This is a genomic window from Streptomyces globisporus C-1027, assembly GCF_000261345.2.
GTDB lineage: Bacteria > Actinomycetota > Actinomycetes > Streptomycetales > Streptomycetaceae > Streptomyces > Streptomyces pakalii.
Map to the genome: position 1 here is coordinate 198,050 of NZ_CP013738.1, position 23,220 is coordinate 221,269.

At 72.2% G+C, this 23,220-nt stretch carries 27 protein-coding genes; 11 read left to right on the plus strand and 16 right to left on the minus strand.

All coding sequences use genetic code 11. The annotated features are described in order from the left end of the window. Positions 1 to 3: 3 nt before the first annotated feature. From WQO_RS00820 to WQO_RS00835, 5 genes are all read right to left on the minus strand, one after another. Positions 4 to 1,356 carry an ABC transporter substrate-binding protein gene (locus WQO_RS00820; RefSeq protein ID WP_010060663.1) on the minus strand — a complete coding sequence of 451 codons (1,353 nt, stop codon included), beginning with the start codon at positions 1,354 to 1,356 and terminating at the stop codon, positions 4 to 6. Between the two features lie 658 nt (positions 1,357 to 2,014). After that, entirely contained in the window at positions 2,015 to 2,176 is a 162-nt protein-coding gene (locus WQO_RS36295) for a hypothetical protein (protein WP_010060665.1), read from the minus strand. 173 nt (positions 2,177 to 2,349) lie between these two features. Continuing rightward, positions 2,350 to 2,892 (minus strand): DUF6630 family protein, encoded by a 543-nt coding sequence (locus WQO_RS00825; protein ID WP_010060666.1) that lies wholly within the window; start codon positions 2,890 to 2,892, stop codon positions 2,350 to 2,352. A gap of 106 nt (positions 2,893 to 2,998) precedes the next feature. Beyond that, positions 2,999 to 3,187: a hypothetical protein gene (locus tag WQO_RS00830; protein ID WP_010060667.1), complete on the minus strand. Its 189-nt coding sequence runs from the start codon at positions 3,185 to 3,187 to the stop codon at positions 2,999 to 3,001. Beyond that, complete coding sequence (locus WQO_RS00835) at positions 3,184 to 3,888, minus strand: alpha/beta fold hydrolase (protein WP_029182297.1); 705 nt, start codon at positions 3,886 to 3,888, stop codon at positions 3,184 to 3,186. The genes WQO_RS00830 and WQO_RS00835 overlap by 4 nt, the downstream gene beginning before the upstream one ends. Before the next feature lie 163 nt (positions 3,889 to 4,051). Here WQO_RS00835 and WQO_RS00840 point away from each other — a divergent pair, with 163 nt between their 5' ends. The 4 genes from WQO_RS00840 (at position 4,052) to WQO_RS00855 (ending at position 9,316) form a co-directional block, all read left to right on the plus strand. Then, a complete protein-coding gene (locus WQO_RS00840) occupies positions 4,052 to 5,026 on the plus strand; it encodes an LLM class flavin-dependent oxidoreductase (protein ID WP_010060669.1) in 975 nt (324 codons plus the stop codon). 143 nt (positions 5,027 to 5,169) lie between these two features. Then, positions 5,170 to 7,203 carry an ATP-binding protein gene (locus tag WQO_RS00845; RefSeq protein ID WP_010060670.1) on the plus strand — a complete coding sequence of 678 codons (2,034 nt, stop codon included), beginning with the start codon at positions 5,170 to 5,172 and terminating at the stop codon, positions 7,201 to 7,203. A 165-nt stretch (positions 7,204 to 7,368) separates the two neighbouring features. Next, complete coding sequence (locus WQO_RS00850; RefSeq protein WP_010060671.1) at positions 7,369 to 7,872, plus strand: GNAT family N-acetyltransferase; 504 nt, start codon at positions 7,369 to 7,371, stop codon at positions 7,870 to 7,872. A 133-nt stretch (positions 7,873 to 8,005) separates the two neighbouring features. Further along, a complete protein-coding gene (locus tag WQO_RS00855) occupies positions 8,006 to 9,316 on the plus strand; it encodes a serine hydrolase domain-containing protein (protein ID WP_010060673.1) in 1,311 nt (436 codons plus the stop codon). Between the two features lie 33 nt (positions 9,317 to 9,349). Here the strand turns inward: WQO_RS00855 and WQO_RS00860 are convergent, their stop codons facing one another. Then, a complete protein-coding gene (locus WQO_RS00860) occupies positions 9,350 to 10,339 on the minus strand; it encodes an alpha/beta fold hydrolase (RefSeq protein ID WP_010060674.1) in 990 nt (329 codons plus the stop codon). Positions 10,340 to 10,518: 179 nt separating this feature from the next. Further along, complete coding sequence (locus WQO_RS00865; protein WP_010060676.1) at positions 10,519 to 11,307, minus strand: PepSY domain-containing protein; 789 nt, start codon at positions 11,305 to 11,307, stop codon at positions 10,519 to 10,521. A 199-nt stretch (positions 11,308 to 11,506) separates the two neighbouring features. Here WQO_RS00865 and WQO_RS00870 point away from each other — a divergent pair, with 199 nt between their 5' ends. From WQO_RS00870 to WQO_RS00895, 6 genes are all read left to right on the plus strand, one after another. Then, positions 11,507 to 11,755: a DUF6296 family protein gene (locus WQO_RS00870; protein ID WP_029182298.1), complete on the plus strand. Its 249-nt coding sequence runs from the start codon at positions 11,507 to 11,509 to the stop codon at positions 11,753 to 11,755. 187 nt (positions 11,756 to 11,942) lie between these two features. Continuing rightward, positions 11,943 to 12,704 (plus strand): DeoR/GlpR family DNA-binding transcription regulator, encoded by a 762-nt coding sequence (locus WQO_RS00875; protein ID WP_010060680.1) that lies wholly within the window; start codon positions 11,943 to 11,945, stop codon positions 12,702 to 12,704. Continuing rightward, a complete protein-coding gene (gene pfkB / locus WQO_RS00880; RefSeq protein ID WP_010060681.1) occupies positions 12,701 to 13,648 on the plus strand; it encodes a 1-phosphofructokinase in 948 nt (315 codons plus the stop codon). The genes WQO_RS00875 and pfkB overlap by 4 nt, the downstream gene beginning before the upstream one ends. A gap of 121 nt (positions 13,649 to 13,769) precedes the next feature. After that, positions 13,770 to 15,776: a PTS fructose transporter subunit IIABC gene (locus WQO_RS00885; protein ID WP_058953823.1), complete on the plus strand. Its 2,007-nt coding sequence runs from the start codon at positions 13,770 to 13,772 to the stop codon at positions 15,774 to 15,776. A 53-nt stretch (positions 15,777 to 15,829) separates the two neighbouring features. After that, complete coding sequence (locus tag WQO_RS00890) at positions 15,830 to 16,102, plus strand: HPr family phosphocarrier protein (RefSeq protein WP_010060684.1); 273 nt, start codon at positions 15,830 to 15,832, stop codon at positions 16,100 to 16,102. A 28-nt stretch (positions 16,103 to 16,130) separates the two neighbouring features. Beyond that, entirely contained in the window at positions 16,131 to 16,565 is a 435-nt protein-coding gene (locus tag WQO_RS00895; RefSeq protein WP_010060685.1) for a protein-tyrosine phosphatase family protein, read from the plus strand. A gap of 3 nt (positions 16,566 to 16,568) precedes the next feature. Here WQO_RS00895 and lepB read toward each other — a convergent pair whose 3' ends face one another. From lepB to WQO_RS00910, 3 genes are all read right to left on the minus strand, one after another. Further along, positions 16,569 to 17,273 carry a signal peptidase I gene (gene lepB, locus WQO_RS00900; RefSeq protein WP_029182299.1) on the minus strand — a complete coding sequence of 235 codons (705 nt, stop codon included), beginning with the start codon at positions 17,271 to 17,273 and terminating at the stop codon, positions 16,569 to 16,571. Between the two features lie 95 nt (positions 17,274 to 17,368). Beyond that, positions 17,369 to 17,659 (minus strand): hypothetical protein, encoded by a 291-nt coding sequence (locus WQO_RS00905; RefSeq protein ID WP_010060688.1) that lies wholly within the window; start codon positions 17,657 to 17,659, stop codon positions 17,369 to 17,371. Between the two features lie 112 nt (positions 17,660 to 17,771). Beyond that, on the minus strand, positions 17,772 to 18,281 hold the full coding sequence (locus WQO_RS00910) for a mycothiol transferase (RefSeq protein ID WP_010060690.1): 510 nt from the start codon (positions 18,279 to 18,281) through the stop codon (positions 17,772 to 17,774). A gap of 65 nt (positions 18,282 to 18,346) precedes the next feature. Between WQO_RS00910 and WQO_RS00915 the strand changes: the two genes are divergently transcribed. Then, positions 18,347 to 18,712 (plus strand): iron chaperone, encoded by a 366-nt coding sequence (locus tag WQO_RS00915; protein WP_010060692.1) that lies wholly within the window; start codon positions 18,347 to 18,349, stop codon positions 18,710 to 18,712. A gap of 16 nt (positions 18,713 to 18,728) precedes the next feature. Here WQO_RS00915 and WQO_RS00920 read toward each other — a convergent pair whose 3' ends face one another. From WQO_RS00920 to WQO_RS00945, 6 genes are all read right to left on the minus strand, one after another. Beyond that, positions 18,729 to 18,962 carry a hypothetical protein gene (locus tag WQO_RS00920; protein ID WP_010060693.1) on the minus strand — a complete coding sequence of 78 codons (234 nt, stop codon included), beginning with the start codon at positions 18,960 to 18,962 and terminating at the stop codon, positions 18,729 to 18,731. A 6-nt stretch (positions 18,963 to 18,968) separates the two neighbouring features. After that, positions 18,969 to 19,643: a TNT domain-containing protein gene (locus tag WQO_RS00925; RefSeq protein WP_010060694.1), complete on the minus strand. Its 675-nt coding sequence runs from the start codon at positions 19,641 to 19,643 to the stop codon at positions 18,969 to 18,971. A gap of 186 nt (positions 19,644 to 19,829) precedes the next feature. Continuing rightward, a complete protein-coding gene (locus WQO_RS00930; RefSeq protein WP_010060695.1) occupies positions 19,830 to 20,345 on the minus strand; it encodes a lytic polysaccharide monooxygenase auxiliary activity family 9 protein in 516 nt (171 codons plus the stop codon). 273 nt (positions 20,346 to 20,618) lie between these two features. Then, positions 20,619 to 21,323: a DUF4230 domain-containing protein gene (locus WQO_RS00935; RefSeq protein ID WP_010060696.1), complete on the minus strand. Its 705-nt coding sequence runs from the start codon at positions 21,321 to 21,323 to the stop codon at positions 20,619 to 20,621. 139 nt (positions 21,324 to 21,462) lie between these two features. Further along, entirely contained in the window at positions 21,463 to 22,566 is a 1,104-nt protein-coding gene (locus WQO_RS00940) for a winged helix DNA-binding domain-containing protein (protein WP_010060697.1), read from the minus strand. Beyond that, complete coding sequence (locus tag WQO_RS00945; RefSeq protein ID WP_010060698.1) at positions 22,563 to 23,132, minus strand: DinB family protein; 570 nt, start codon at positions 23,130 to 23,132, stop codon at positions 22,563 to 22,565. Before WQO_RS00945 ends, WQO_RS00940 begins: the two co-directional genes overlap by 4 nt. Between the last annotated feature and the right edge of the window lie 88 nt (positions 23,133 to 23,220).

Genomic DNA, 23,220 nt, shown 5'->3' on the forward strand with positions numbered 1-23,220 from the left:
CGTTCAGCCTCGGGCCAGGATTCCGTCGATCTTGGACTGGGCGTCCTTGAGCAGGGCGTCGATGTCCGCGTCCTTCTTCGTCAGGACGGCCGAGACGGCGCCGTCGAGGACCGCGTAGATCTGCTGGCCGTGCTTGGGCTCCAGCTTCATGTCGAGCTGCTGACCGCCGTCGATGAAGGCCTGGTAGTTCTCGACCGGGACGTTGGCGGAGGCCTTCTTCAGCTCCTGGTCCTTGGCGTCGGTGGCGCCGGTGAACAGCCGCGGTTCGGGCAGGCCGACCGGGGACTTGTCCGAGGCGGCGCGGGCGTAGTTGTTCATGTAGCCCTGGCCCGGGGTGAGGAAGGTCCACTCCAGCCACTTGAGGCCGGCCTTGATCTGCTCGGGGGTGGCCTTCTTGTTGAACATGTAGCCGTCGCCGCCCATGAGGGTGCCCTTGCCGCCGGGCATCGGGGCGAAGGCGAGGTCCTCGTACGTGCCGCCGGCCTCCTTGACGATGCGCGGGACGTTGTCGGGGGCGGCGAGGTACATGCCGAGCTTGCCGGAGCCCATCATCTGGAGGGTGTCGTTGATGATGAGGAGCTGTTTGGCACCCATGGAGTTGTCGCGCCAGCGCATGTCCTTGAGGTTCTGCAGGACGGCCTTGCCCTCGGGGGTGTCGACCGTGGCCTTCTTGCCGTCCTCGCTGACGACCGCGCCGCCCTGGGAGTAGATCGAGGCGGTGAAGTGCCAGCCGCCCTGGTTCTGCGCGCTGTACTCGGCGAAGCCCACGGTCCCGTCGCCGAGCGCGGCGATCTTCTTGGCCGCGGTCTGGACCTCTGCCCAGGTGGTGGGCGGCTTGCTGGGGTCGAGCCCGGCCTTGGTGAAGAGCGGCTTGCTGTAGAGCAGGCCCATGGAGTAGTTCGTCCGCGGGATGCCGTAGATCTTGCCGTCGACGGTGTAGGCGTCCCGCAGGGGCTGGGCTATGTCCTTGTACGCCTTGAGGTCCTTGACGTACTCGGTGATGTCCGCGGCCTGGTTGATGGAGACGACGCGTTCGGTGTCGGTGAAGTACGTGTAGAAGACGTCTTCCATCTGACCGCCGGCGAGCTTCGCGTCGAAGGTCTTGGGGTCCTGGCACGGGAAGGCGTCGTGGGCGACGACGTCGATGTCGGGGTTCTGCTTCTCGAACGTCTTGACGTCCTCGTCGAACCGCTTGTGGTCGATCTTCGCACTCGGCTGGGGCCAGCAGTTGACCGTGATGCGCGTCTTGCCGTCCGCCGCGCTGTCGCCCTCGGAGTTGCAGGCGGCCAGGCCGGTGACGGCCAGTGCAGTGGCGACGGCGGCGGTGCAGGTACGACGAAGAACAGAACTTCTCATCGGTGGACCCCTTTAGGGCAGGAGTGCGGGAAGCCGACAGCCCCGAGCTGTGCGGCGACCCACACTCAACCACCGCCGACGGATGTCCGCAAGATGTCGCGCGGGTTTCGTAAATCTTTGACAGACCCTGCCGGTGGGATGCTGCGACGACTGACGGAAGCGGTCGGATCGATGGCGGTTCCGCGGCAAGCGGGCGGGGAGCAAGGGCGGCTTCGGAGCAAGCACGGGGTGCCACTCGGGCAATCACCGAGGGCCGCCCGCGGGGTGATCACGAGGACGGAAACGTGCGGGCTGACGCCGGCGGGCGGCGCTTCACGGGGCCCGCACCGCCCGCAGACGCGGCGCGGGCGGCAGGACGAGCGAGTTCCCGCCCCTCGGCGGCCGGCTGGGAGCGCTCTCCACGCGGGTGCGTGGACCGCTCACCGAAGCACGGCCGCCGGGGCGATCGCAGCGGGCGGCCGGGGGCCGCGGTGGTATCGGGCCCGTCGTACGGACGCCCGGCCTACCGCGGCCTCACCCACGTCCACCGGCGACGGCTGTTCAGCAAACCATCGCGTCGCGAACGCAAGAATATGGCAATAGTTGCAGGACGTTTATCGTCCCGTGATGGACATGGCCGCACTCGGGCGGCTGCGACCGGAGTTCCGGCGGCTCGCTGCTAGCGGGCTGCGGCGGCCGCTCGTACGGTGCCGAAGTCGAGGGCGCGGTCGGCCTCGCGCAGGACTTCCTCGGCCACCCGGCGCACTTCGGCGGGCACGTCGCCCTGCTCCTCGACGAGGCCGGCGTAGATCGGTGCTTCGGTGCTGTCTGCGGAACTCATGCGGTTTGTTTCCCCGTCGGTCGGGTGCGGAACACCTCTGCCGGTCAGCGGAGGCGGGGGCGAGTGTACGTGGTGGGCGGCGGCGGTCGCGATTCCGTTCCGGGGCGCGGACCCCGCCGCACCTGCTGGAACAGCGGTCCGTAGCGGCCCGGAGGCCGCGGGCGAGATCTCCGTCACGGCCTGCGGGGGTCCGTTCCGAGGTGGTGCACGGGAAAGCCCGCCCGGGCGGCGAGCGCGGTCAGCTCGTCGGCCCGGGCCGCCCGCAGACCGACCACCGGGTAGCAGTCGGATTCGATGTCGAGGACGGCCAGGGCCGCTCCGATCTCACGGTAGTGGCGGCCGCAGGCGTCCAGGAACTCGTGGGTCGGCAGGGTGGTCGCCGCGTCGGCCTTGAAGAGGTCCCATGTATCCACAGAGGGCCGTGATTCCAGCTTCCGCAGCTGGTCCCGGATCTCCTGGGGGTCTTCCTTCCAGTCGAACTCCGCGAGCAGACCGTGTACGGCGAGCGCGTCGACGAGTGCGATCCAGGCGAGGCCGTCGAACGGCTCGTCGATGCCCCGGTCGTCCAACCGGTCCCCGAAGGCGCTCACGTAGTCGTGCGGGCTGTCGTGGGCACGGAGCACCTCCTCGGCGACGTCAGGATGCGCCGGGGCGAGCAGGGCGGCGATCTCGGCCAGGGAGGCGCGGACCGGGTCGGCCTCGTGCGGGTGGGGCATGGCGAAGTCTCCTCTGTGGCCCGGCGGCCGCCAGGTCGTCAGGTCGTCAGGTAGGGGTGTCGTCGGCCATGGTGTCCACGGTCGGGGTGCCGCTCCTCTGAGGGGCTCAGGTGCGGCGGCGCCGGGCTTCGGGCAGGGGGCGGTGGCCCTCGGTCCACTCGTTGACCCAGCCGCAGCCCGAGCAGGCGTACCGCCCGTCGAGGCCCGCGATGAGGGTGCCGCACCGCGCGCAACCGATGAAAGTGATCTCCGGGTGCTCCGCGGCCGCTTCTTCCGGTGAGCTCGGCATCGTCATCCGTCCGTTCCCGCCGCGTCGAGCAGGATCCGGGCGAGCTCGCGCGGCTGCGAGAACATCGGCCAGTGGCCGGTGTCCATCGTGACCAGCCGCCAGCGCTCGCCCGTCAGCAGCTCGGCCACCTCGGGGCTCGGCTCGGGCCAGTCGAGCAGGCACTTGACGTACGTGGCGGGCAGCATCCCCAACGGACCTGCCAGGACGGCGGGGTCGGTGAGCGTGGCGCCGGGGTGGGGTGTCGAGCCGCCGATGAACCGGGCGATCTGCTCGTCGGTGAGTCCCTGGTCCGCGCAGTCGGCGGCGGTCGGCGAAGGCCAGAAGCCCTCGTTGGCGGCGATGGCGGCCTCCACGCCGGCCCGGCCGTCCGGCCAGCAGGAGACGAACGACTCGCCGTCGACCGGAACGTTGGAGTCGACGAAGACCACGCGGGCGAGCCGGTCGCCGATCCGCTCGGCCGCCTGCCCGACCGGGATACCCGCGTAGCTGTGGCCGACGAGCACCACATCGCGCAGGCCGAGGCGCTCGACCTCGTCGACGATGTCGTGGACGTGCGTCTGCAGCCCCGCCGCCGTCCCCCGCTGGTCGGCGAGCCCCGACAGCGTCAGCGAGTGGACCCCGTGACCGGCCGCGCGCAGGTCGGGCTCCACGTCGCGCCACGCCCACGAACCGAGCCAAGCCCCTGCCACGAGTACGAATTGCGTCATGCCAGCAACGTAGCGCAGGGGTCTGACAACGCCTCGCCGTCGCCGTCCCCCGCCCCGCGGGCCCCCGGCGCCTCGCTGTCTGCTTGTCTGTCCTCGCAGACCGGGACGGAGTGGCGGGCGAGGTGCTCGCCGCCGCCCGGCCGCCGACCGAAGGAGAGCACCTGTGCGTTCCCCCGCCGCCGACCGGACCGTGGGCGTCCTGCTGCCGCGCGACCTGCCCGCCGACCGCGTACTGCCGTATGCGCGACGGGCCGAGGAGCTGGGGTTCGACGCCGTCTGGGTGGTCGAGGACCTCGGCTTCCGCGGCGGCATCGCGCAGGCGGCCGCCGTGCTGGCCTCCACCGACCGGATCCGGGTCGGCATCGGACTGCTGCCCGCAGGAGCCCGCAACGTGGCGTTCGCAGCGCTGGAGATCGCATCGCTGGCGCAGCTCTTCCCCGGCCGGATCGACGTGACCGTGGGGCACGGCATGCCCCATTGGATGCGCAGCGTGGGTCAGTGGCCCCGCAGCCCGCTCACCTTCCTTCGCGAGTACGTCGACGCCCTGCGGACCCTGCTGCGCGGCGAGCTGGTGCAGCCGCACGGGGAGTACGTGCACCTCGACGGCGTACAGCTCGACCGCAGCGCGTTGCCCGACGTCGTGCCCGACATCCTGGCGGGTGTACGGGGCCCCAAGTCCCTGGCGCTCTCCGGCGAGGTCGCGGACGGGACGGTCCTCGCGGAGCCGGTCGCCCCGGAGTACGCGCGGGCGGCGCTCGGACACATCGCCGCCGACCGCCCGCACCGGCTCGTCGCGTACAACATCGCGTCCGTCGACGCCGATCCGGTCACCGCGCTGGCCGCCGCCCGCCCGGGCCTGGAGTGGATCGGCGAGCCCGACTGGCACGCGCACATCGCGCCGCTCCCGTTCGCCGACGAACTGGTCGCGCTGCGGGCCGGGTGCGCGAGCCGCGAGGAGTTCGTGGCGCGCATGCCCGACGGCTGGGTCGCCCGGCTCGCCGTGGCCGGGACGCCGGCGGAGGCCCGGGCCCGTCTCGACGGGCTGCGGACGGCGGGCGTCACCGACACCGTGCTGGCTCCGGTCGGCCCCGATCCGCTGGGAGCCCTCGCTTCACTGGCGGCCGTTCTCGACGCGTAAGGCCCGCCAAACCAACTGAGTCACCGCAACACCTTTCGACTGATGGCACTCTCCGATCGAAAGGGATGCATTGTCGGCCGTTTCTGACTGCTTTTCGCTATGAACGGAGGCGGTGGGCCCTGGCGAGGCAGGATGTCCCCGTGATGGGCAACCTTCCCGTCGTGACGACCAGTTTCGTGGGCCGCACCGGCGAACTGGTCAGCATCGAACGGGCACTTCGAGATCATCGGCTGGTCACGCTCACGGGCAGCGGCGGGGTCGGCAAGAGCCGGCTGGCCCTGCGCATCGCCGAGCGTGCCCGGGGCCGGTACGCGGACGGCGTCTGGTGGGCCGACCTGTCCCATCTCCACGACGACCAGCTGCTCGCCACGACGGTCTGCGACGGCGTCGGGCTCCTGGACCACAGTCCGCGCCGACCGGTGGCCGCGCTCGGTGAGTGGCTGTCCGGGAAAGAGCTGCTCCTCGTCCTCGACTGCTGCGAGCGGATCGTCGGCCCCTGCGGCCGGCTCGTCACCGAACTGCTCGCCGGGGCCCCGGGGCTGACGGTCCTGGCCACCAGCCGGGAGCCGTTGGGTTCGGCGGGCGAGAGGTGCGTCGAGGTGCCCCCGCTGTCCGCGGGCGACGACGGCGACGAGGCCGTCCGGCTCTTCCACGAGCGCGCGGCCGCCGTCGCCCCGGAGCTCTCGCTCGACGATCCCGCGAGCGCGGCCGCCGTCGCCGAGATCTGCCGCCGCCTCGACGGCATACCGCTAGCCGTCGAACTGGCCTGTGCCCAGCTCCGCGAGAGCACCCCGCAGGAGATCACCGGGCGGCTGGCCTCCCGGGCGGAGGACCTCACCGACGACACGGTCTGGCCGCGCCGCCACCGGGCCCTGCGCACCACCATCGGCTGGAGCCACGAGCTCTGCGCCCCGCTGGAGCGGCTGCTGTGGGCACGGCTCTCCGTCTTCCGGGGCGTCATCACGGCGCTGGACGCGGAGGCGGTGTGCGCGGGCGGGCCGCTGGAGGCGGAGGCCGTCGCGCCCGCTCTGGAACGTCTGGCCGACCAGTCCGTGCTCCGGCGGACCGGGAACGGCTACCGGATGCTGGACACGCTGCGCGAGTACGGGGCGATGTGGCTGGCGGAGCTGGCGGAGGACGCGCTCCTCGCCGACCGGCACGCCCGGCACTTCGCCCATGTCGCCGTCCAGGCGTACGCGGGGTGGCTCGGTCCTTCGCAGGTCCTCTGGTATCACCGCATCGCCGACACCCACGCGGACCTGTGCGCGGCCCTGGACCATCTGCTGGCCGAGGACCCTGAGATGGCGATGGAGATGGCCGGGTGCGCCGGTCTCTTCTGGAGCTGCTGCGGCCATCTGCACCAGGCCCGTACGTACCTGGAACGGGTGCTCGCCCTGCCGCTCTCCGCCGGTCCGCACCGCACCCGGGCTCTCTGGGCCCTGGGGATCACGCTGACGCTCCAGGGCGACCACGAGGCGGCAGGCCGCACCGGCGAGGAGTGCGAGCAGGCGGCCCGCCGCGAGGAGGCCCCGGAGTCGGTGCTCCTCGCGGCGCACTCCGTGAGCTTCACGTATCTGATGATGGGCCGGCCGCTCACGGCGTACTCCGTCAGCGACCGCGCGCTGGAGGACCACCCGGGGGACCCGGCCGACACGCCCTCGCAGCTGCGCTGCCGGGTGATACGCCTGTTCGCCCTGTCGGCGCTCGGCCGGCTCGACGAGGCGTACGAGGAGGCCATGCGGCTCCAGCGGATCAGTCTGCGGTTCGGCGAGCACTGGGCGCGGGCGTACGCCGATCATCAACTCGCCCTCATACACCTGCTCCAGGGCCGTCCCCGCCATGCGGAGAGCCACGCTCGCGCGATGCTCGCGAGCAAGCACGAACTCCACGACAGCCTCGGCATCGCGCTCGGTCTCGATCTGCTCGCCGGGGCCATCGCCGCGCAGGGGAACGGGGTGGCCGCGGCCCGGGCGTCCGGTGCGGGGCACGCCTACTGGCGCATGATCGGCCACCCGCACCGGGGCACCCCGGAGCTCGGGGCGATCCGCGAGCAGTGGGAGCTGAGGGCCCGGCAGGCCGCGGGCGACTCGGCGTACGAGCGGGCCTACCGGCGCGCCTCGGCCGACGACGCCGAACGCGGCCTGGCCCTCGCGCTGGAGCGCGGGAACCCCGGCTAGGCCTGTCGTCAACCTGCCGTCGTCGCCCGGAGCTCAGCAGGCGGCAGGCGGCAGTTTGACGACAGGCCCTGGAGGGTGTCCGGCCCTTCCCGTCGGACAGTCCGGCAGGACTTGGCCCGTGAATCGGGGAGACACCCCCGGGGAGCGTGGGCTTAGCATCCGGGTATGACGTCGATCAGCCGACTCCGCCCCGACCATGCCGAGGCTCTGCTCGCCTTCGAGCGGGAGAACCGGACCTACTTCGCCGCGTCCATCACCGACCGGGGCGACGCCTATTTCGCCGAGTTCACCGAACGCCATCGCGTCCTGCTCGCCGAGCAGGACGCGGGGCTGCACCACCTCCACCTCATCGAGGACGGCGACGGCGGCGTCCTCGGCCGGATCAACCTCGTCGAGGTGCGGGACGGTTCGGCCGAGCTGGGCTACCGGATAGCGGAGAAGGCAGCGGGCCAGGGGCTGGCCACCTGGGCGGTCCAGCGGATCTGCGTGCTGGCGGTCGAGGAGTACGGGCTCACCTCGCTGCGCGCCGAGACGACGCTGGACAACACGGGCTCCCGAGCGGTGCTGGCGCGTACGGGGTTCGAGCCGCTGGAGGACGTCATGTTCGGCGACCGCCCCGGGCGGCGGTACGTCCTGGATCTGAGCGAGGGCGCTCCCCCGGCCCGCTGACCGCCGCGCCGGAGAGAGCGACGGCGAGGAGCGGGGCAGAGCGGGCGAGGCCGGGCGCGCGGTCTGACGCCGGGGGTGTGGCGGTGGTCGCCCGGATGGTCCACCTCGGGGGCAAGCACGGTCCGGCCGCCCGATGCTGGGGCTCGCGGGAGCGGACCGTACCGCTCCGCCCTTCGCCCACCGCCTTCAGGAGGCCCCCGTGCCCGCACGTTCCCACTCGGACGCCCCGCTCCCCCGCCCTCGGCCCCGCCGACGGAGCGCCGTCGTCGTCGCCCTTGCCGCCGCATCGCTCGCCGGGCTGATGAGCGGCCCGGCCCACGCGGGCGGTGACCGGGGCCCGGACGGGGGCGGCGGCCCGCACGGACCGGCCGACCCCGCGTTGCGGCGCGGGCTCCAGGCGCTCGTGGACACCCCGGGCGGGCCGCCCGGCGCCATCGCCGTCCTCACGGCCGACGGCCGGAGCGAGGTGTACCGGGCGGGTACGTCGCAGCTCGGCACCGGGCGACCGCCCCGGACCACCGACCACATGCGGATCGCCAGCACGGCGAAGGCCTTCAGCGGCTCGGTCGCCCTGCAACTCACCCAGCGGGGCGCGCTCGGTCTCGACGACACCATCGGCCGGCGGCTGCCCAGGCTGCCCGCCGCCTGGCACCGGGTGACGCTGCGCCAGCTCCTGAACCACACCAGCGGACTCCCCGACTACACCGAGGACCCGACGTTCATCGCCGAGCTGACGGCCGATCCCCGCAGGCACTTCGACTCCCGCCGGCTGCTGGACTACGTCGCCGGGGACCCGCTGCGGTTCCGGCCCGGGTCCGCCTACCGCTACTCCAACTCCGACAACATCGCCGTGGCACTGATGGCCGAGGCGGTGGCGGGTCAGCGGTACGAGAAGCTCCTCGCCGAACTCGTCTACCGGCCGCTCGGCCTGCGCGACACCAGCCTCCCGCAGGGCTACCGGCTGCCCTCGCCCTATCTGCACGGCTACGCGGTGGACCAGCCGGGCGCGCCGGAGGACGTCAGCACGGTGCTCAGCGCCTCGGGTGTGTGGGCGTCGGGCGGTATCGTCTCCACGCCCCGGGACCTGGGGGCCTTCATCCGCGGTTACGCCGGCGGGCTGGGGCTCGGCCCGGCGGTCCGGAAGCAGCAGTTGACGTTCGTGGCGGGCAGCTCCGAACCCGCCGGTCCCGGGCGTAACAAGGCCGGTCTCGCCGTCTTCTCGTACGCGACGCGCTGCGGCACCGTGTACGGCCACACCGGCAACTTCCCCGGCTACACCCAGCTGGCCGCGGCGACCAAGGACGGCAAACGCTCCCTGACCGTCTCCCTCACCTCCCAGGTGAACAGTTCGACGAACCCGCGGCTGCTGGCCACCCTCCGCAAGCTCCAGGAGGACTTCGTCTGCCGGCTGCTCGACCGCCGGAAGCCGGGCGGCGCGTACTAGACCGGGTCATCGTGGACCGGCAGCCCGCCCGGTTCAGCCCTGGAGGGTGGCGAGCCAGTCGGTCAGCAGCCGGTTGACCTCGTCGGGGCGCTCCTGCTGGATCCAGTGGCCGCAGCCGTCCAGGAGGTGGGAGGCCGCGAGCCCGGGCAGGGTGGTGGGGTAGGCGTCGATGGCGTCGGACATCCAGGTGGTGGAGGCGTCCAGGGCGCCGCCGATGAACAGGGACGGCTGCTCGACCGGGGCTCCGCGGTACGGGGTGAGGTCTTCCCAGTCCCGGTCCATCGTGCGGTAGCGGTTCAGTGCTCCGGTGATTCCCGTGCGCTCGAACTCCCCGGCGTAGACGTCGAGGTCGTCCTCGCTCAGCCAGGCCGGAAGCGCCTGGGTGGGGAAGCGGTCGCGCAGCCGGCCGCCGCCACGGGCGACGAAGTGCGGGTCGGGGTCGTTCGGGGCGGGCATGGTGTCGGCGGACAGGGCGGCGTAGAAGCCCGCGAGCCAGCCCCGGACGTCGGGCTCGATCTCCGCCTCCGCGCGGCCGGGCTCCTGGAAGTAGGAGACGTAGAACTCCTGATCGGCGCCCCCGATCCGGCTGAAGATGTCGGAGGGGCGGGGGCCTCCGGGCGGCGCGTAGGGAACGCTCAGCAGGGCCACCGCGGTGAAGACCTCGGGGTGGAGCAGGGCGGAGGCGGAGGCGATGTTGGAGCCCCAGTCGTGGCCGGCGATCACCGCGTCCTCCTCGCCGAGGGCGCGCACGACGGCGATGTTGTCCGCCACCAGGTCCAGCATCCGGTAGGCGTCGGTCTCGGCCGGCTTGGAGGAGCGGCCGTAACCGCGCACGTCGATCGCCACCGCCCGGTAGCCGGCCGCGGCGAGGGCCGGGAGCTGGTGCCGCCAGGAGTACCAGGACTCGGGAAAGCCGTGCACCAGCAGGACCAGCGGGCCGGAGCCCTGCTCGACCAGGTGCAGTCGTCCGGCCGGCGCTTCGACGGTTCGGTGGCGCGGTGCGGCGGAAGATCCGGGCTGCATGGGCGTTTCTCCTCGGCTCGGGGACGGATGCGGGTACCCGGCGATCATGCGGCGCGGTCCCCGTCCGACGCGATCAGAGTTGCCATTACGGCAAAATCGCGCGACAAGGCGGCGCGCACAGGAAGAAGGGGTACGCCGGGTGTCCGGCGTACCCCTTCGCGGGTCGGGTGGTGAGGCGGTCAGTCCTCGTCGGTCTCCTCGCGGACGATGGTGTCGTTCTTGGCGTCCACGTCGAAGGTCGTCTTCTTCCAGTCGGAACCGACCACGTCGACCTGCCAGATGACGCCGTCGCCTTCGTTGTCCTCGAGGCTGACGGAGGTGACCGTCCCCTTCTTCTTCTCGGTGGCGACCTTGGCGGCCTGCTGCGGGGTCTGGGTGGCCTGGGCGAGCCAGTCGGCCGTCTGCTTCTTGTCGTCCGCGTCCTGGTCCGCGTCGACCCGGGCCTCGATCACCTTGCCGTCGACCGCGTTGATCCGGACGGTGTGGATCGTGCCGTCCTTCTCCGCGACCTCCGCGACCCAGACCGGGCCGTCGGCGCCCGGGCTCGCGCTCGGGCTGCCGGTTCCGGTCGGGCTGGGGGAGCCGGTCGGGCTGGGCGATCCCGTGGGGCTGCCGGTCGCGGTCGGGCTGGGGCTCTGGTTGTCGTCGTCGTCCACACCCTCCAGGTCCAGATCGACGAGCTTGCTTCCGGCGACCTCGCCGGTGGCGGTGGTGGCCGCGTCGTCGAAGGTGACCTTCGTGGCGTCGAGCACCGTCTTGCGTTCCTGCTGGTCCTCGGTGAGCTGGGCGGTGGCCGACGGGGACGTCGTCTGCTTCTGCGGGACGACCTTGGCCGCCTCGGAGGTGGCCGCGCTGCTCGCGCTGTCCGAGCTCTGACCGCAGCCGGTCATCAGGAGGGCCGTGGCCGCGGCCAGGGAGAGGGCGCCGACCGCCTTGAGAGTGCGGGAACGGGAGGAGGCACTGTTCATTCGTCGAGGCTCAAGTCTCATGCACGCATGCCTAGCCCTTGAGGCCTTCCGTCATGTTGTCCTCCCGGGCGGAGTCACCCGATCGACCGGGCGGCTCCGCCCGTTGGCCGTCGCTCCCCGGGCGGTCCACGCCCGGGTGCGAAACAATGGCGGCAGGGCCGTATTCTCCGCGCACGGCCGGGAGAACGTCATGAACCAGATGGTGCACACCGAGCGTTACGAGCTGATCTTCCAGATGTCCGGCGCCGCGGACGACGTGGTGCGTGTCCGGCTGACCGACCGGCTGGGGGCCGGCGGATTCCCGGTGTACGAGGACGAGACGGGGATCGTCCGCGCCGAGATCAGCGACCGGGGTGAGGTCCGCATGCTCGCCAGCGGCGGCCACCAGGTCCCCGGCGCTCCCCTGCTGGCCCGCCCCCTGACCGAGGACGCGCCCGGCACGCGCTGACCGGACCCGTCGGGCGGGGCGCACCGGTGACCGGTGCGCCCCGCCCGCACGTGCGCCCACGCCCCGGCAGGAGCCCGCCGCGTCCGTTCATGCCCACACGTCGCCCGAATGTGTTTACATTCCCGCACCCCGGACGTAACCTGAGCGCGAAACCACAGACTCGGGCATGAAACGGAAACGAAACCACATGTACGCACCGGAGCGTCAGCAGGAGATCCTCCGCCTCGCCCAGGAGAGCGGCCGGGTCGACGTGCTGTCCCTGGCCGAGGAGTTCCAGGTGACGGCCGAGACCGTCCGGCGGGACCTCAAGGCCCTGGACCGGGCGGGGCTGCTGCGCCGGGTGCACGGTGGGGCGATCCCGGTGGGGCGGCTGGACTTCGAGCCCGACCTCGCCGAGCGCGACGCCCTCTCCGCCGACGAGAAGGACCGCATCGCGCAGGCCGCCCTCGCCGAGCTGCCCGCCGACGGCAATGTGATCGTCGACGCCGGGACCACCACCGCGCGGCTCGCCGCCGCCGTACCGGTCGACGCGGCGCTGACCGTCGTGACGCACGCGCTGCCGGTGGCCGCCCGGCTCGCCGACCACCCGGGCATCGCGCTGCATCTGGTGGGCGGCCGGGTCCGGCACCGTACGCGCGCGGCGGTCGACGCCTGGGCGCTGGGTTCGTACGCCGAGATCAACGCCGACGTGGTCTTCCTCGCCACCAACGGCTTCTGTCCCGACCGCGGTCTGACCACACCCGACCTCGCCGAGGCCGCGGTGAAGCGGGCCGTGATCAAGGCGGCCCGCAGGGTCGTCCTGCTCGCCGACTCCGGCAAGTTCGGACAGGAGCACTTCGCCCGCTTCGGCGACCTCGCCGATGTGGACCTGCTCATCACCGACACGGGCCTCAGCCCCGACGACGCCCGCTCCATCGAGAGCCGGGGCACGGAAGTAGTACGCGCATGATCCTCACCGTCACCCCCAACCCCAGCCTGGACCGGACCTACGAGCTGCCCGGCCTCACGCGCGGCACCGTCCTGCGCGCCACGGCGGACCGCGTCGACCCGGGCGGCAAGGGGGTCAACGTCTCCCGTGCGGTCGCGGCGGCCGGGCACCGCACCGTCGCCATCGCCCCGATGGGCGGTCCGGAGGGCGCCCTGCTCACCAGGCTCCTCGGCGACCTGGGCATCGAGGCGGCCGGGGTGCCGATCGGCGGGAACACCCGGATCAACGTCACCCTCGTCGAACCCGACGGCACCCTCACCAAGGTCAACGCGGCGGGCCCCGAACTGAGTCCGGCCGAGGCCGAGGACGTCCTCGAAGCGGTACGGGTGCGCTCGGCCGCCGCCGACTGGATCGCCTGCTGCGGGAGCCTGCCGCGCGGACTGCCGCCGCGGTGGTACGCGGAGCTGGTCGAGCGGAGCCACCGCGCCGGTGCCCGGATCGCGCTGGACACCTCGGGTGCGGCCCTCACCGCCGCGCTCGCCGAAGAGCCCGACGTGATCAAGCCCAACGCCCAGGAGCTGGCCGAGGCCGTGGGCCGTCCGCTGGCCACGGTGGGCGACGCGCTCAAGGCCGCCGAGGAGCTGCGCGAGCGCGGCGCCCGGTCGGTGCTGGCGAGTCTGGGCGCGGACGGACAGCTGCTGGTCGAGGCGTCGGGCGCCTACTTCGCGACCGCCCCGGTGGCCGCCGTACGCAGCAATGTCGGCGCGGGGGACGCCTCGCTGGCCGGCTTCCTCGCGGCGGGCGGGCGGGGCCCGGAAGCGCTCGCCTCGGCCGTCGCCCACGGGGCCGCGGCCGTGCAGCTGGCCGGAAGCCTCATGCCCACCCCGGCCGACCTCGATCTGCCGTCGGTCGTGACGACCTCCGACGTACCGGTGGACCGCGCACTGAGCGAGCCGGCCCCATGACCCCCGCACCGTCCACGCCCCCACGATCCCCGGACCTCCCGTACGGTCCCCACCCGTACGCGAGCTCCGCCCCGTCCCCCCGAGCCGCCGCCCCGGCGGTCCCCGAGCAAGGAGCACCGCGATGAGTGAGCTGATCACCGCGGACCTGGTCGACCTCGATCTGTCCGCCACGACGAAGGACGCCGCCGCGAGGTCGCTCGCCGAGCGGATGGTGGCCGCACACCGCGTCACCGATCTCGACGGTTTCCTGGCCGACGTCGCCGCACGTGAGGCACAGCTGCCGACCGGCCTCGACGGCGGGATCGGCATCCCGCACTGCCGCAGCGAGCATGTGAACGCCCCGACGCTGGCTTTCGGGCGCAGCGCGGCGGGCATCGACTTCGGAGCTGCCGACGGTCCCGCCGACCTGATCTTCCTCATCGCCGCCCCGGCCGGGGCCGACGACGACCACCTCACCATCCTGTCGGGGCTGGCCCGCCGGCTGATGGACCCGGAGTTCACCGCCGCGCTGCGCGCCGGTACGGACCCGGCGGCGGTGGCTGCGCTGATCCGGGGCGAGGAGCCGCCCCCCGAGGCAGAGGGAGCGGAACCCGGGACCGAGACCGCCGAAGCGGACGGAAGCGTCCCCTTCCGGATCGTCGCCGTCACCTCCTGCCCCACCGGTATCGCCCACACCTACATGGCCGCCGAGTCCCTGGCCGCGGCGGGCCGCGCCGAGGGCGTCGAGGTCACGGTGGAGACCCAGGGCTCGGGCGGCTTCAAGAAGCTGGACCCCGCTGTCATCGCGGCGGCGGACGCCGTGATCTGGGCGCATGACGTGGAAGTGCGGGAGAAGACCCGCTTCCGCGGCAAGCCCGTGGTCGACGTCGGGGTGAAGGCGGGCATCAACCGGCCCGCCGAACTCATCGCCGAGGCCCGCCGCAAGGCGGAACGCGGAGAGATCGCCGCCCTGTCCGAGGCCGACGGCGGCAGGGGCTCCGGCGACGGGGGCGAGGACATATCCGGCGCGGACCACGCGCACTTCGGCGTCCGGCTCCGTACGTATCTGATGTCCGGCGTGAGCTACATGGTTCCGTTCGTCGCGGCGGGCGGTCTGCTGATCGCCCTGTCGTTCGCCATCGGCGGCTACGAGACAGCGAGCGCCAAGTCGGTGGCCGACCACTTCGTGTGGGGCGAGGCGGACAGCTGGGCGGCCCTGCTCAACCAGATCGGTTCGGCGGCCTTCGCGTTCCTGGTGCCGGTGCTGGCCGGGTACATCGCGTACGGGATGGCGGACCGGCCCGCGCTGGTGCCGGGCTTCGTGGGCGGGTCCATCGCGCTGACGGTGAACGCCGGGTTCCTCGGCGGTCTGGTCGCCGGTCTGCTGGCCGGTGCGGTGGTGATGGCGATCCAGCGGGTGCCGGTCCATGCGACCTTGCGCGGCATCATGCCGGTGCTGGTGATCCCGTTGATCGCGTCGGCGGTCGTGGGCTTCCTGATGTTCATCGTGGTCGGCAAGCCGATCGCCTCGCTGCAGAACGCGTTGACGGACTGGCTGAACGGCCTGTCGGGCTCCAACGCGGTGATCCTCGGTGTCGTCCTCGGCCTGATGATGTGCTTCGACATGGGCGGCCCGCTGAACAAGGTGGCGTACGCCTTCGCGGTCGGCGGTCTCGCCGATCCGACCGACGGCAGCCTGAAGGTGATGGCCGCGGTCATGGCGGCCGGGATGGTCCCGCCGCTGGCGATGGCGCTCGCCACCACCGTACGCAAGAAGCTGTTCACGAAGACCGAGCGGGAGAACGGCCGGGCGGCCTGGGTGCTGGGGGCCTCGTTCATCACCGAGGGCGCGATCCCGTTCGCCGCCGCCGATCCGCTGCGGGTCATCCCGTCCGTGATGGCGGGCGGCGCGGTCACCGGCGCGCTGTCGATGGCCTTCGGCGCGACGCTGCGCGCTCCGCACGGCGGCGTCTTCGTCGTCCCGCTGATCGGCGAGCCGTTCCTCTACCTGCTCGCCATCGCCGCCGGAACGCTGGTGGCGACCGCGCTCGTCGTCCTGCTCAAGGGCGCACGCCGGGCGGCACCGGACGCGGCCGGGGAGGCGGGGGCCACGGGCTCCGACGACTCCCGGGTCACGGTCGCCGCCTGAGCACCTCACCACCCCCGCACGACACCACCGTCCCTCTCACCCAGGAGTGATCCATGCACCAGCAGACCGTCGTCATAGGCTCCCGCAGCGGGCTGCACGCCCGTCCGGCGTCGCTGTTCGTCAAGGCCGCCGCCCGTCAGCCGGTCAAGGTCACCATCGCCCGTGAAGGGCGCGACCCGGTCGACGCCCGCAGCATGCTCGCGGTGCTGGCCCTGGCGGCGCCGTACGGGGAGGCCGTGGTCCTGAGCGCCGAGGGCGATGGGGCGCAGGCGGCGGTCGAGGAGCTGTCAGAGCTGCTGGCGCAGGATCTCGATACCGCCGCCTGACCGGCAGGACACCCCGTAGCTTGGGGACGTGACCGAACACTGGAACGCCGCCGACCCCGCCGTCCTCGCCCTGCCGTCGGGGCGGCTGGTCCGGGGGCGGGGTCTGCGCAAGCCGCTCCCCCCGGGCCCCGAACCGGACTTCGCCGTATACCTGCTGGGCCGCACCCCTCCCCCGGTCCGCTGGGAGTCGCGCTGGCTGCGGTGGCCGGACTTTCGGCTCCCGGCGGACCGGGAGGAGGCGCGGGTCCTGCTCCGCGAGGTGTGGGAGCGTGCGGCCGACGAGCGGGTCGAGGTGGCCTGCGGCGGCGGGATGGGCCGGACCGGGACGGCGCTGGCCGCCCTGGCCGTCCTGGACGGGGTGCCCGCCGAGGAGGCGGTCGCGTTCGTCCGTGCCGGCTACCACCCGCGGGCGGTGGAGACGCCGTGGCAGCGCCGGTACGTACGGAACTTCGCACCGCGCTGAGGATCAGGGCTTGCCGGGCACGTTCTTGAAGGTGTCGGGCACCGGCAGGGTGGCCCAGCGGCCGATCGGCCAGGCGACGACGACGGCCCTGCCGACGACCTCGTCGACCGGGACCATCCCCTCGTTGGGGTCGTCCCGGTGGTAGCGGGAGTCGGCGGATTCCTGGCGGTGGTCCCCCATGACCCACAGCTTGCCGTCGGGCACGGTGACCTTGAACTGGCCCCCGTCCTCGTCGTTGCTGCAGGGGGTGTTGCCGGGGAAGATGTACGGCTCGTCCAGGGCGGTGCCGTTGACCTTGACCGGGCCGTCGCCCGCGCACTCCACGGTGTCGCCGCCGACGCCGATGACGCGCTTGATGAGGTCCTTCTCCTCGGCTGAGGGCATCACCCCGATGAAGCTCAGCACCTTCTGCACGGTGTTGGGCTCGTCCACGGGCATGCCCGCGAGCCAGTCGGCCGGGTCGTGGAAGACGATCACCTCGCCGCGTTCCGGTTCCGAGCCGAACCAGGGGGTCAGCTTGTCGACCAGGACCCGGTCGCCCCGCTGGAGGGTGTTCTGCATCGAGTCCGAGGGGATGGAGAAGGCCTGCACCAGGAACGTCTTGATGAGCAGGGCCAGCACCAGGGCCATGACGACCAGGAGCGGCAGCTCCACCCAGAACGGCCGCTTCTTCCGTGTCCTCGAACGCCGCGCTCCCGCACGCCCCATGCCACCGCTCCTCGCCCCGTGAACCGCCTGTGCCCGTCCCTCCGGGGACGGGTCCGGTGATCCACTCTATGGGGCGTGGAGCGCGACGACAGTCGCTATGCGGGTTCCGCGCCGACCGGCGGGACTCTCGCGCCCTCTCCGGCGCGCACGGCTTCGACGACGCTCTGGTGGAAGCTGCGGCTCTCCTCCTCGGAGGGGCAGGGCACGGGGCTGCCCACGAGGGTGAACCAGTCGGAGGAGCCGCTGTACTGCACGGCCACCGACGCCTGTCCGTCGAACCATGTCGTATGCACGGTGAGGTCGCCGCTGAGGATGCCCGCTTCTTCGGTGCGCACTCCGCCGGTGCCCGTGTAGACCCCGCTGGTCGTCCAGGATGCCCAGCTCATGATGGTCACCTTTCGGACGATGACACTGCTTGTCCGGCCGATTTCCTTCGAGTATGGCACCGCCGGTGGGACTGTGCACGGGTCCGTGCGCGCCGGCCCACGGGCCCCGGGCTCAGCCCCTCCGGAGCACTCCGCGGACGAACGCGGCCTGGCCCGCGTGCTGGAGATCCTCGGCGACGACGCTGATCAGCCGGACACCCAGAGTCACCGGGGGCGACCAGCCCTCGTCGACGATCCGGTCGAGGGCGTGGCCCTCCAGTCCCGCGACGAAGTCGAGCGTCCGCTCCTGTACGGCGTCGAAATAGCCGAGGAGGGGTTCGGCGGAGTCCACACGGACCGCGGCGACCTCGTCACTGCTGTGCCCGTAGCCGGTGTCCGTCGCATCGAAGGGGAGCGCGAAGCGGTCGGCCCAGCCTTCGGTGAGCCAGATCTGTGCCGTGCCGGAGGCTTCGGCGATGTGGTCGTCCTGGATGCGGGTGAGATGCCAGACGAGCCAGGAGATGGAGTTGGCCCCCTCGTCGAGCCGGGCGTTGAGGTCGTCGGGCGGCAGCCCCTCGACCGCCGCGTGGACGGCCTCCCCGACCCGGTCGAACGCTTCGGCCAGCATGCCTGCGGTGTTCATCCGCCCACTGTCGCTCACCGGGCGTCGGAGGCCCGGGGTGCGACACACCGCCGTACGATCGGCTCATGGTGCAGAGCAGCGCGCAGGATGTCGACCAGTATCTCGCCGAGGCCCCGGAGGCCCGCCGGGAGGCCCTCACGAGGCTGCGCGCTTTGTGCCGCCAGGAGCTGACGGGGTTCCGCGAGGTGATGGCGTACGGCATGCCCGCCTACGAACGGGAGGGGAAGGGCGAGATCGCCTTCGCCGACCAGAAGCAGTACATCTCGTTCTATCTGCTGCGCACGGATGTCCGCGACGCGTTCGCGGACCGGCTGTCCTCGCACGACATGGGCAAGGGCTGCCTGCGGTTCCGCCGGCCGCAGAAGATCGACTTCGAGCTTGTCCGTGACCTTCTGCGGGCGACGGCGGCGACCCCCGGCACGCCCTGCTGACGAGCCCGGGGAGGGTTCAGACGAGCAGGCTCAGCAGGTGGGCGCAGGCGGTGGCCTCGTCCGGGTGGCGGGCGATGACGTCGTACGTTCCGCGCTCGTACGCCCCGGTCTCCCAGCCGCCGTCCCCGCCCCGTCGGACGAAGAGGAAGTCCGGCGAGGCGGGGACGGGCTCGTGGACGCCCTCGATGCGGTAATAGCCGCCGGGGATCCGTGCTTCGACGAGTGCGGCGTGCAGGGCCCGGCGGTCCATACCGGGTTACGCGCCCGCGGGCGTCAGATAGGCGTTGTCCAGCAGCCACTTCACATTGAGCCGCTGCCCCGCGCCCGGGTCGAGGAACACGGCGTCGAGCTTGATCTGCTGCCCGCCGCCGGGCTGCTCGAACCACGGGGCGATGGAGCCCTGCCAGACCCAGAAGGGCTTGGCGACCTTGTAGACGCGGTAGTCGCACGGGGTGTCCGCGTCACGGGTGCTGAGGTTCTGCGGGGGCAGGGCGCGCTCGGCGTAGGCGTCACCGGCGGGGGCCAGGTAGCCGCCGTACTCCGAGCCGAAGCGGTCCAGGCGCTGGCCGGTGCGCAGCTTGACGGGCTCCTTGTCGATCTCGCCGTTCACCTCGGCGAAGCCGTCGTTGGGCGGGTACTTCCAGCTGCCGGTGTCCGCGGGCCCTTCCCAGTACTTCTTCAGGAAGTCCTTCGGGGTGAGGTCTCCGGTGCGCTGGTAGCCGTTCAGGAGCGGGCCGACCGGGGCGAGCCGCTTGTTGGGCAGCCACTTGGGGCCGAGGCGGGCGTCGCCGCGGAACTCTCCGGTGCACTGTTCGTGGCGTTCGGCGGCGGGAGCGGGCTTCTCGGGCCCCGGTGCGGCGCTCGCCGTCGGTGCGGTGATCAGTCCGGCGGCGATGCCGAGGGCGGCGAGTGCGGTACGCATACGGTTCATTCAGGAGTCCCCTTGAGCACTGATGATCCATCAGGACAGCTGACGTAGGGTAACCGCTCGGCTACTTCCAGGATTCGCGCCATGCCGCTTTCCGGCCAGGCCGGACAGCACCGCGCCCCGGTCGCGACGGTGCGCGTCCGGGGCGTGGCGGCCCGGCCGGGTGTGCACCCCCGGCCTGTACGGCTGCTAGCTGACGTTGACGTCGATGCAGGCGTAGAAGGCGTTGGAGGTGTCCGCGATGTTCCAGACGGCCAGGACCTTCTGCTGACCGGTCTTGTTGCCGAAGTCGACCTGGTGGGTCACGGTCGCGCCGGGCTGCGCGCCGCCGTCGTCGAATTCGGCGATCTTCTCACCGCCCACGAAGTACTGCCAGGTGCTGGTCGAGTGGCGTGCGGTGAGCTTCCACTCGAACTGCTGGGAGCGGTTCACCGGAGTGACGGCCCAGCCCTTGGAGTCGTCGTCCAGCTCGGCGAAGCCGCTGTTGCCGCCGCTGCAGCTGGTCAGCCCCTTGGGGCCCTCGACGCTCTGCGGTTCGTACGTGATCGAGCCGCAGCTGACGGTTCCGGCGGCGCACTGGGCCTGACGGCTCGGCGGGTTGGAGATGTAGCCGTGGGCACTGGCGGAGCTCGCCGGGAGGCTCAGGGCGAGGACCGGGGCGAGTACGGCGCCGACGGCGAGTGCGGTCTTCCTTTTCGCGTGCATGCTTCTCCTTCACATGAGACCGCACCGCGCGGTGGCGGACCGTGGGGGGTCCGGCTTCGACGGCGAGGCCTCGCGAGTGTGGGGCCAAGAGGCGCGAAGGGCTGCAAGTCCCTTGCCGGACAAGCCTGATGACAGGTGTCCGGAAAGGCCTTGCACTTGGACTAGACCATACCTACCGACGCGTGCACGTCAAGGGTGAGGACCGACGGGGCCCCGCCCCCGGAGCCGCGCGGGCGGCCGCACGCGGTGCGTGCGGCCGCCCGGTTGACGCGATCACTCCTGGTCGTCGCCGAAGCGGACCGTGACCCGCTCGAAGCCGAGGGAGCCGAGCAGACCCTTCAGCATGTCGGCGGTGTTCTTCTCCGCCCGGGCGGTCAGTTCGCTCTCCATCGCCGCTTCCGAGATGTGCTGGACGGCGAGCTTGTTGACGGCCTGCTCACTGCCCGGGTTGTCGGAGAAGAAGTCGCCCAGACGGTCGAAGAAGCCGCGCTGCTTCGAGACCGTGTAGGAGCGGTCCGGGTCGAGGGCCGGCTTGCCCAGAACCGCGCGCGGCAGGCGCAGTTCGGCCTCGGTGCGATCCTCGTTGACCTTGACACCGCCCTCGGTGACCTTGCCCAGGTCCACGGAGGAGCCGACCGTGCCGGCCCCGACGAACAGGGTGCGGGTGCCGCGCAGGGCGTCGGGGACGTACTTCGTGTCCTTCTCCAGGTCGACGACGACCTGGAAGTTGCCCGAGGCGGCCTCGTACGAGCTCATGTCCTGGATGGACTTGAGCACGGCAGGGCCCGACCGGTCGTGGGTCTCCTCGCCGAAGAAGTCGTCGAGCCCCGGCAGCAGGCTGAGCCTGCTGCCGGCGAACAGCAGGGCCAGCACGGCCGCGGCCGCGCCGAGGATTTTCAGCCATCCCCGCGAGGGGCGGGCGGTGCGCTTCCGGTCGCCGTGCGGCGCGGGCTCTGTGGTTACGTCGCTGGACGTCATGTTCTGCGTGTGACCCGTATCCGGTGTTTTCAGTCCGCCTCGCGTCGCCTCTCGTTCAAACTCCTCTGCAAAATAGGCCTGTTCCGGTACGGACGGGCAGACACCCGGACGCCACCCACGTCCCGGAGCCCGGGGCCGCTCAGCTCGGTGAGGCCGCCACCCGTACGCGGTCGCTGTCACCGTCGGAGAGGAACGCGGCGAGCTCTCTCCCCTGGTCGGCGACGGCGGCCCGATCAGGCCGGGAAAGGGTGCGCAGGGGGTCCACCGTGACGACGTCCTCGGCGACGGTCCAGGTGGCGGCGACGCGGCCGTCGACCAGCACGACGCGCTCACCGGCCACCGAGAGGCCACGGTGGGCGTCGTCGATGATCCGGCCGCGGTCCTGGTAGCCCAGGATCGCGTTGTCGAAGGCGGGCAGGAACCGTACCGGCGCGGGAGTGTCCGGGTCCGGGCGCGGCGCGTCGGGCAGGTCGAGCAGTTCCCGTCCCCGCTCGTCGCGGAAGCGGACCAGTTCGTCGCGTACGGCGGCCACCGCGCCGGGCAGTCCGGCCAGGCCGGACCAGGCGCGCAGGTCGGCCGTCGCGGCCGGCCCGTACGCGGCCAGATAGCGCCTGACCAGCGCCTGCCCGACCAGGTCGTCGGCGCCTTCGGGGGCGGGCGGATCGACCGGGCGGCCCAGCCAGGAGGACAGCGCGACATTGCGCGCCCCGCCCTTGGTGCGCCAGAGCCCCCGTGGCGGCGCCTGCGCCATCGGGACGAGGCCGGCGACCACCATCTCGGCCAGGGGGCGCGGCCCCGGCCCGGGCCAGCGCTCGGCGAGCGCGCGCACGATCTCGGCCGCGGCGCGGGGCTCGCCGTCGGACATCAACTCCCGTGCATCTGCGGCGAGTTCTTCGAGGTCGACCCCTTTGAGCTCGTCGCGGTACACCCCGAGGACCCGTTGGCGCAGCATCGCGTCGTGGCGGGCCCGCCAGGCGAGGACGTCGTCGGCGGTGACGAGGTGGACCGTGCGGCGCATCAGGTGGGTGCGCACCACACTCCGCCGGGTCAGCAGGTCCGAGAGAACGGCCGGATCGAAGGCGGTCAGCCGGGACCAGAGCCCGATGAAGGGCTCCTGCGGTTCCTGCGCCTGGAGACCGCAGAGGTGGGCCACCGCGTCCACGACCGGCCGGTCGGCCCGCTCCAGCAGCAACTGGCGGGCGAGGGCGGCGCGGTTGAGGGCCCGGTCGTCCAGGACGGTCACGTCGCCGTCCGCCCGTCGAGCGCCTCGCGCAGGATGTCCGCGTGCCCGGCGTGCTGGGAGGTCTCGGCGATGACGTGGGTCAGCACCCGCCGTACGCTCCACTCGCCGCCGGGTTCGTTCCAGGGCGCCTCGGGGAGCGGGTGCGAGGCCGAGAGGTCGGGGGCCGCGAGGATGATCCTCTCGCTGCGGGCGGCGACCTCTTCGTACGCCTGGAGGATCCCCGTCACCGTCTCCCCGGGCAGCATCCGGAACTCCTTCTCCCGGTCGGCCATCCACGTCGGGAACTCGCGCGCGGTACCGGCCATGAGGTCGTCCCAGGTGACGCCGTCGGGCAGGGCGAAGGACATCGCCGAGGGGCCCTCCGTCGCGAAGTTCAGCCAGCCTTCTTCCATGGCCGTGACGTGCTTGACGAGGCCGCCCAGGCAGAGGGCGCTGACCGTCGGGGTCCGGCCGGCCTGCTCGTCGCTGAGGCCCCGCACCGAGGCGGTCAGGGCCGCTCGCGCCTCGGCGAGGGCGGCGAGCAGGTCGGTGCGCTCGGGGTCGGGGGACGCTGAGGGGGTGGTCATGGCGATCGGGTCCTTCCGGAGTTCCTGTCGGCGGTACGGATCGACCTTCTCAGGAGAAGCGGCCAGGATGCGGCCTCTTCTCCGCTCA

Coding starts and splice junctions, on each gene's coding strand:
- WQO_RS00820 (WP_010060663.1), bottom strand. CDS start 1,356: ATGAGAAGTTCTGTTCTTCGTCGTACCTGCACCGCCGCCGTCGCCACT.
- WQO_RS36295 (WP_010060665.1), bottom strand. CDS start 2,176: ATGAGTTCCGCAGACAGCACCGAAGCACCGATCTACGCCGGCCTCGTC.
- WQO_RS00825 (WP_010060666.1), bottom strand. CDS start 2,892: ATGCCCCACCCGCACGAGGCCGACCCGGTCCGCGCCTCCCTGGCCGAG.
- WQO_RS00830 (WP_010060667.1), bottom strand. CDS start 3,187: ATGACGATGCCGAGCTCACCGGAAGAAGCGGCCGCGGAGCACCCGGAG.
- WQO_RS00835 (WP_029182297.1), bottom strand. CDS start 3,888: ATGACGCAATTCGTACTCGTGGCAGGGGCTTGGCTCGGTTCGTGGGCG.
- WQO_RS00845 (WP_010060670.1), top strand. CDS start 5,170: ATGGGCAACCTTCCCGTCGTGACGACCAGTTTCGTGGGCCGCACCGGC.
- WQO_RS00850 (WP_010060671.1), top strand. CDS start 7,369: ATGACGTCGATCAGCCGACTCCGCCCCGACCATGCCGAGGCTCTGCTC.
- WQO_RS00855 (WP_010060673.1), top strand. CDS start 8,006: ATGCTGGGGCTCGCGGGAGCGGACCGTACCGCTCCGCCCTTCGCCCAC.
- WQO_RS00860 (WP_010060674.1), bottom strand. CDS start 10,339: ATGCAGCCCGGATCTTCCGCCGCACCGCGCCACCGAACCGTCGAAGCG.
- WQO_RS00865 (WP_010060676.1), bottom strand. CDS start 11,307: ATGAACAGTGCCTCCTCCCGTTCCCGCACTCTCAAGGCGGTCGGCGCC.
- WQO_RS00870 (WP_029182298.1), top strand. CDS start 11,507: ATGGTGCACACCGAGCGTTACGAGCTGATCTTCCAGATGTCCGGCGCC.
- WQO_RS00875 (WP_010060680.1), top strand. CDS start 11,943: ATGTACGCACCGGAGCGTCAGCAGGAGATCCTCCGCCTCGCCCAGGAG.
- pfkB (WP_010060681.1), top strand. CDS start 12,701: ATGATCCTCACCGTCACCCCCAACCCCAGCCTGGACCGGACCTACGAG.
- WQO_RS00885 (WP_058953823.1), top strand. CDS start 13,770: ATGAGTGAGCTGATCACCGCGGACCTGGTCGACCTCGATCTGTCCGCC.
- WQO_RS00890 (WP_010060684.1), top strand. CDS start 15,830: ATGCACCAGCAGACCGTCGTCATAGGCTCCCGCAGCGGGCTGCACGCC.
- lepB (WP_029182299.1), bottom strand. CDS start 17,273: ATGGGGCGTGCGGGAGCGCGGCGTTCGAGGACACGGAAGAAGCGGCCG.
- WQO_RS00905 (WP_010060688.1), bottom strand. CDS start 17,659: ATGAGCTGGGCATCCTGGACGACCAGCGGGGTCTACACGGGCACCGGC.
- WQO_RS00910 (WP_010060690.1), bottom strand. CDS start 18,281: ATGAACACCGCAGGCATGCTGGCCGAAGCGTTCGACCGGGTCGGGGAG.
- WQO_RS00915 (WP_010060692.1), top strand. CDS start 18,347: ATGGTGCAGAGCAGCGCGCAGGATGTCGACCAGTATCTCGCCGAGGCC.
- WQO_RS00920 (WP_010060693.1), bottom strand. CDS start 18,962: ATGGACCGCCGGGCCCTGCACGCCGCACTCGTCGAAGCACGGATCCCC.
- WQO_RS00925 (WP_010060694.1), bottom strand. CDS start 19,643: ATGAACCGTATGCGTACCGCACTCGCCGCCCTCGGCATCGCCGCCGGA.
- WQO_RS00930 (WP_010060695.1), bottom strand. CDS start 20,345: ATGCACGCGAAAAGGAAGACCGCACTCGCCGTCGGCGCCGTACTCGCC.
- WQO_RS00935 (WP_010060696.1), bottom strand. CDS start 21,323: ATGACGTCCAGCGACGTAACCACAGAGCCCGCGCCGCACGGCGACCGG.
- WQO_RS00945 (WP_010060698.1), bottom strand. CDS start 23,132: ATGACCACCCCCTCAGCGTCCCCCGACCCCGAGCGCACCGACCTGCTC.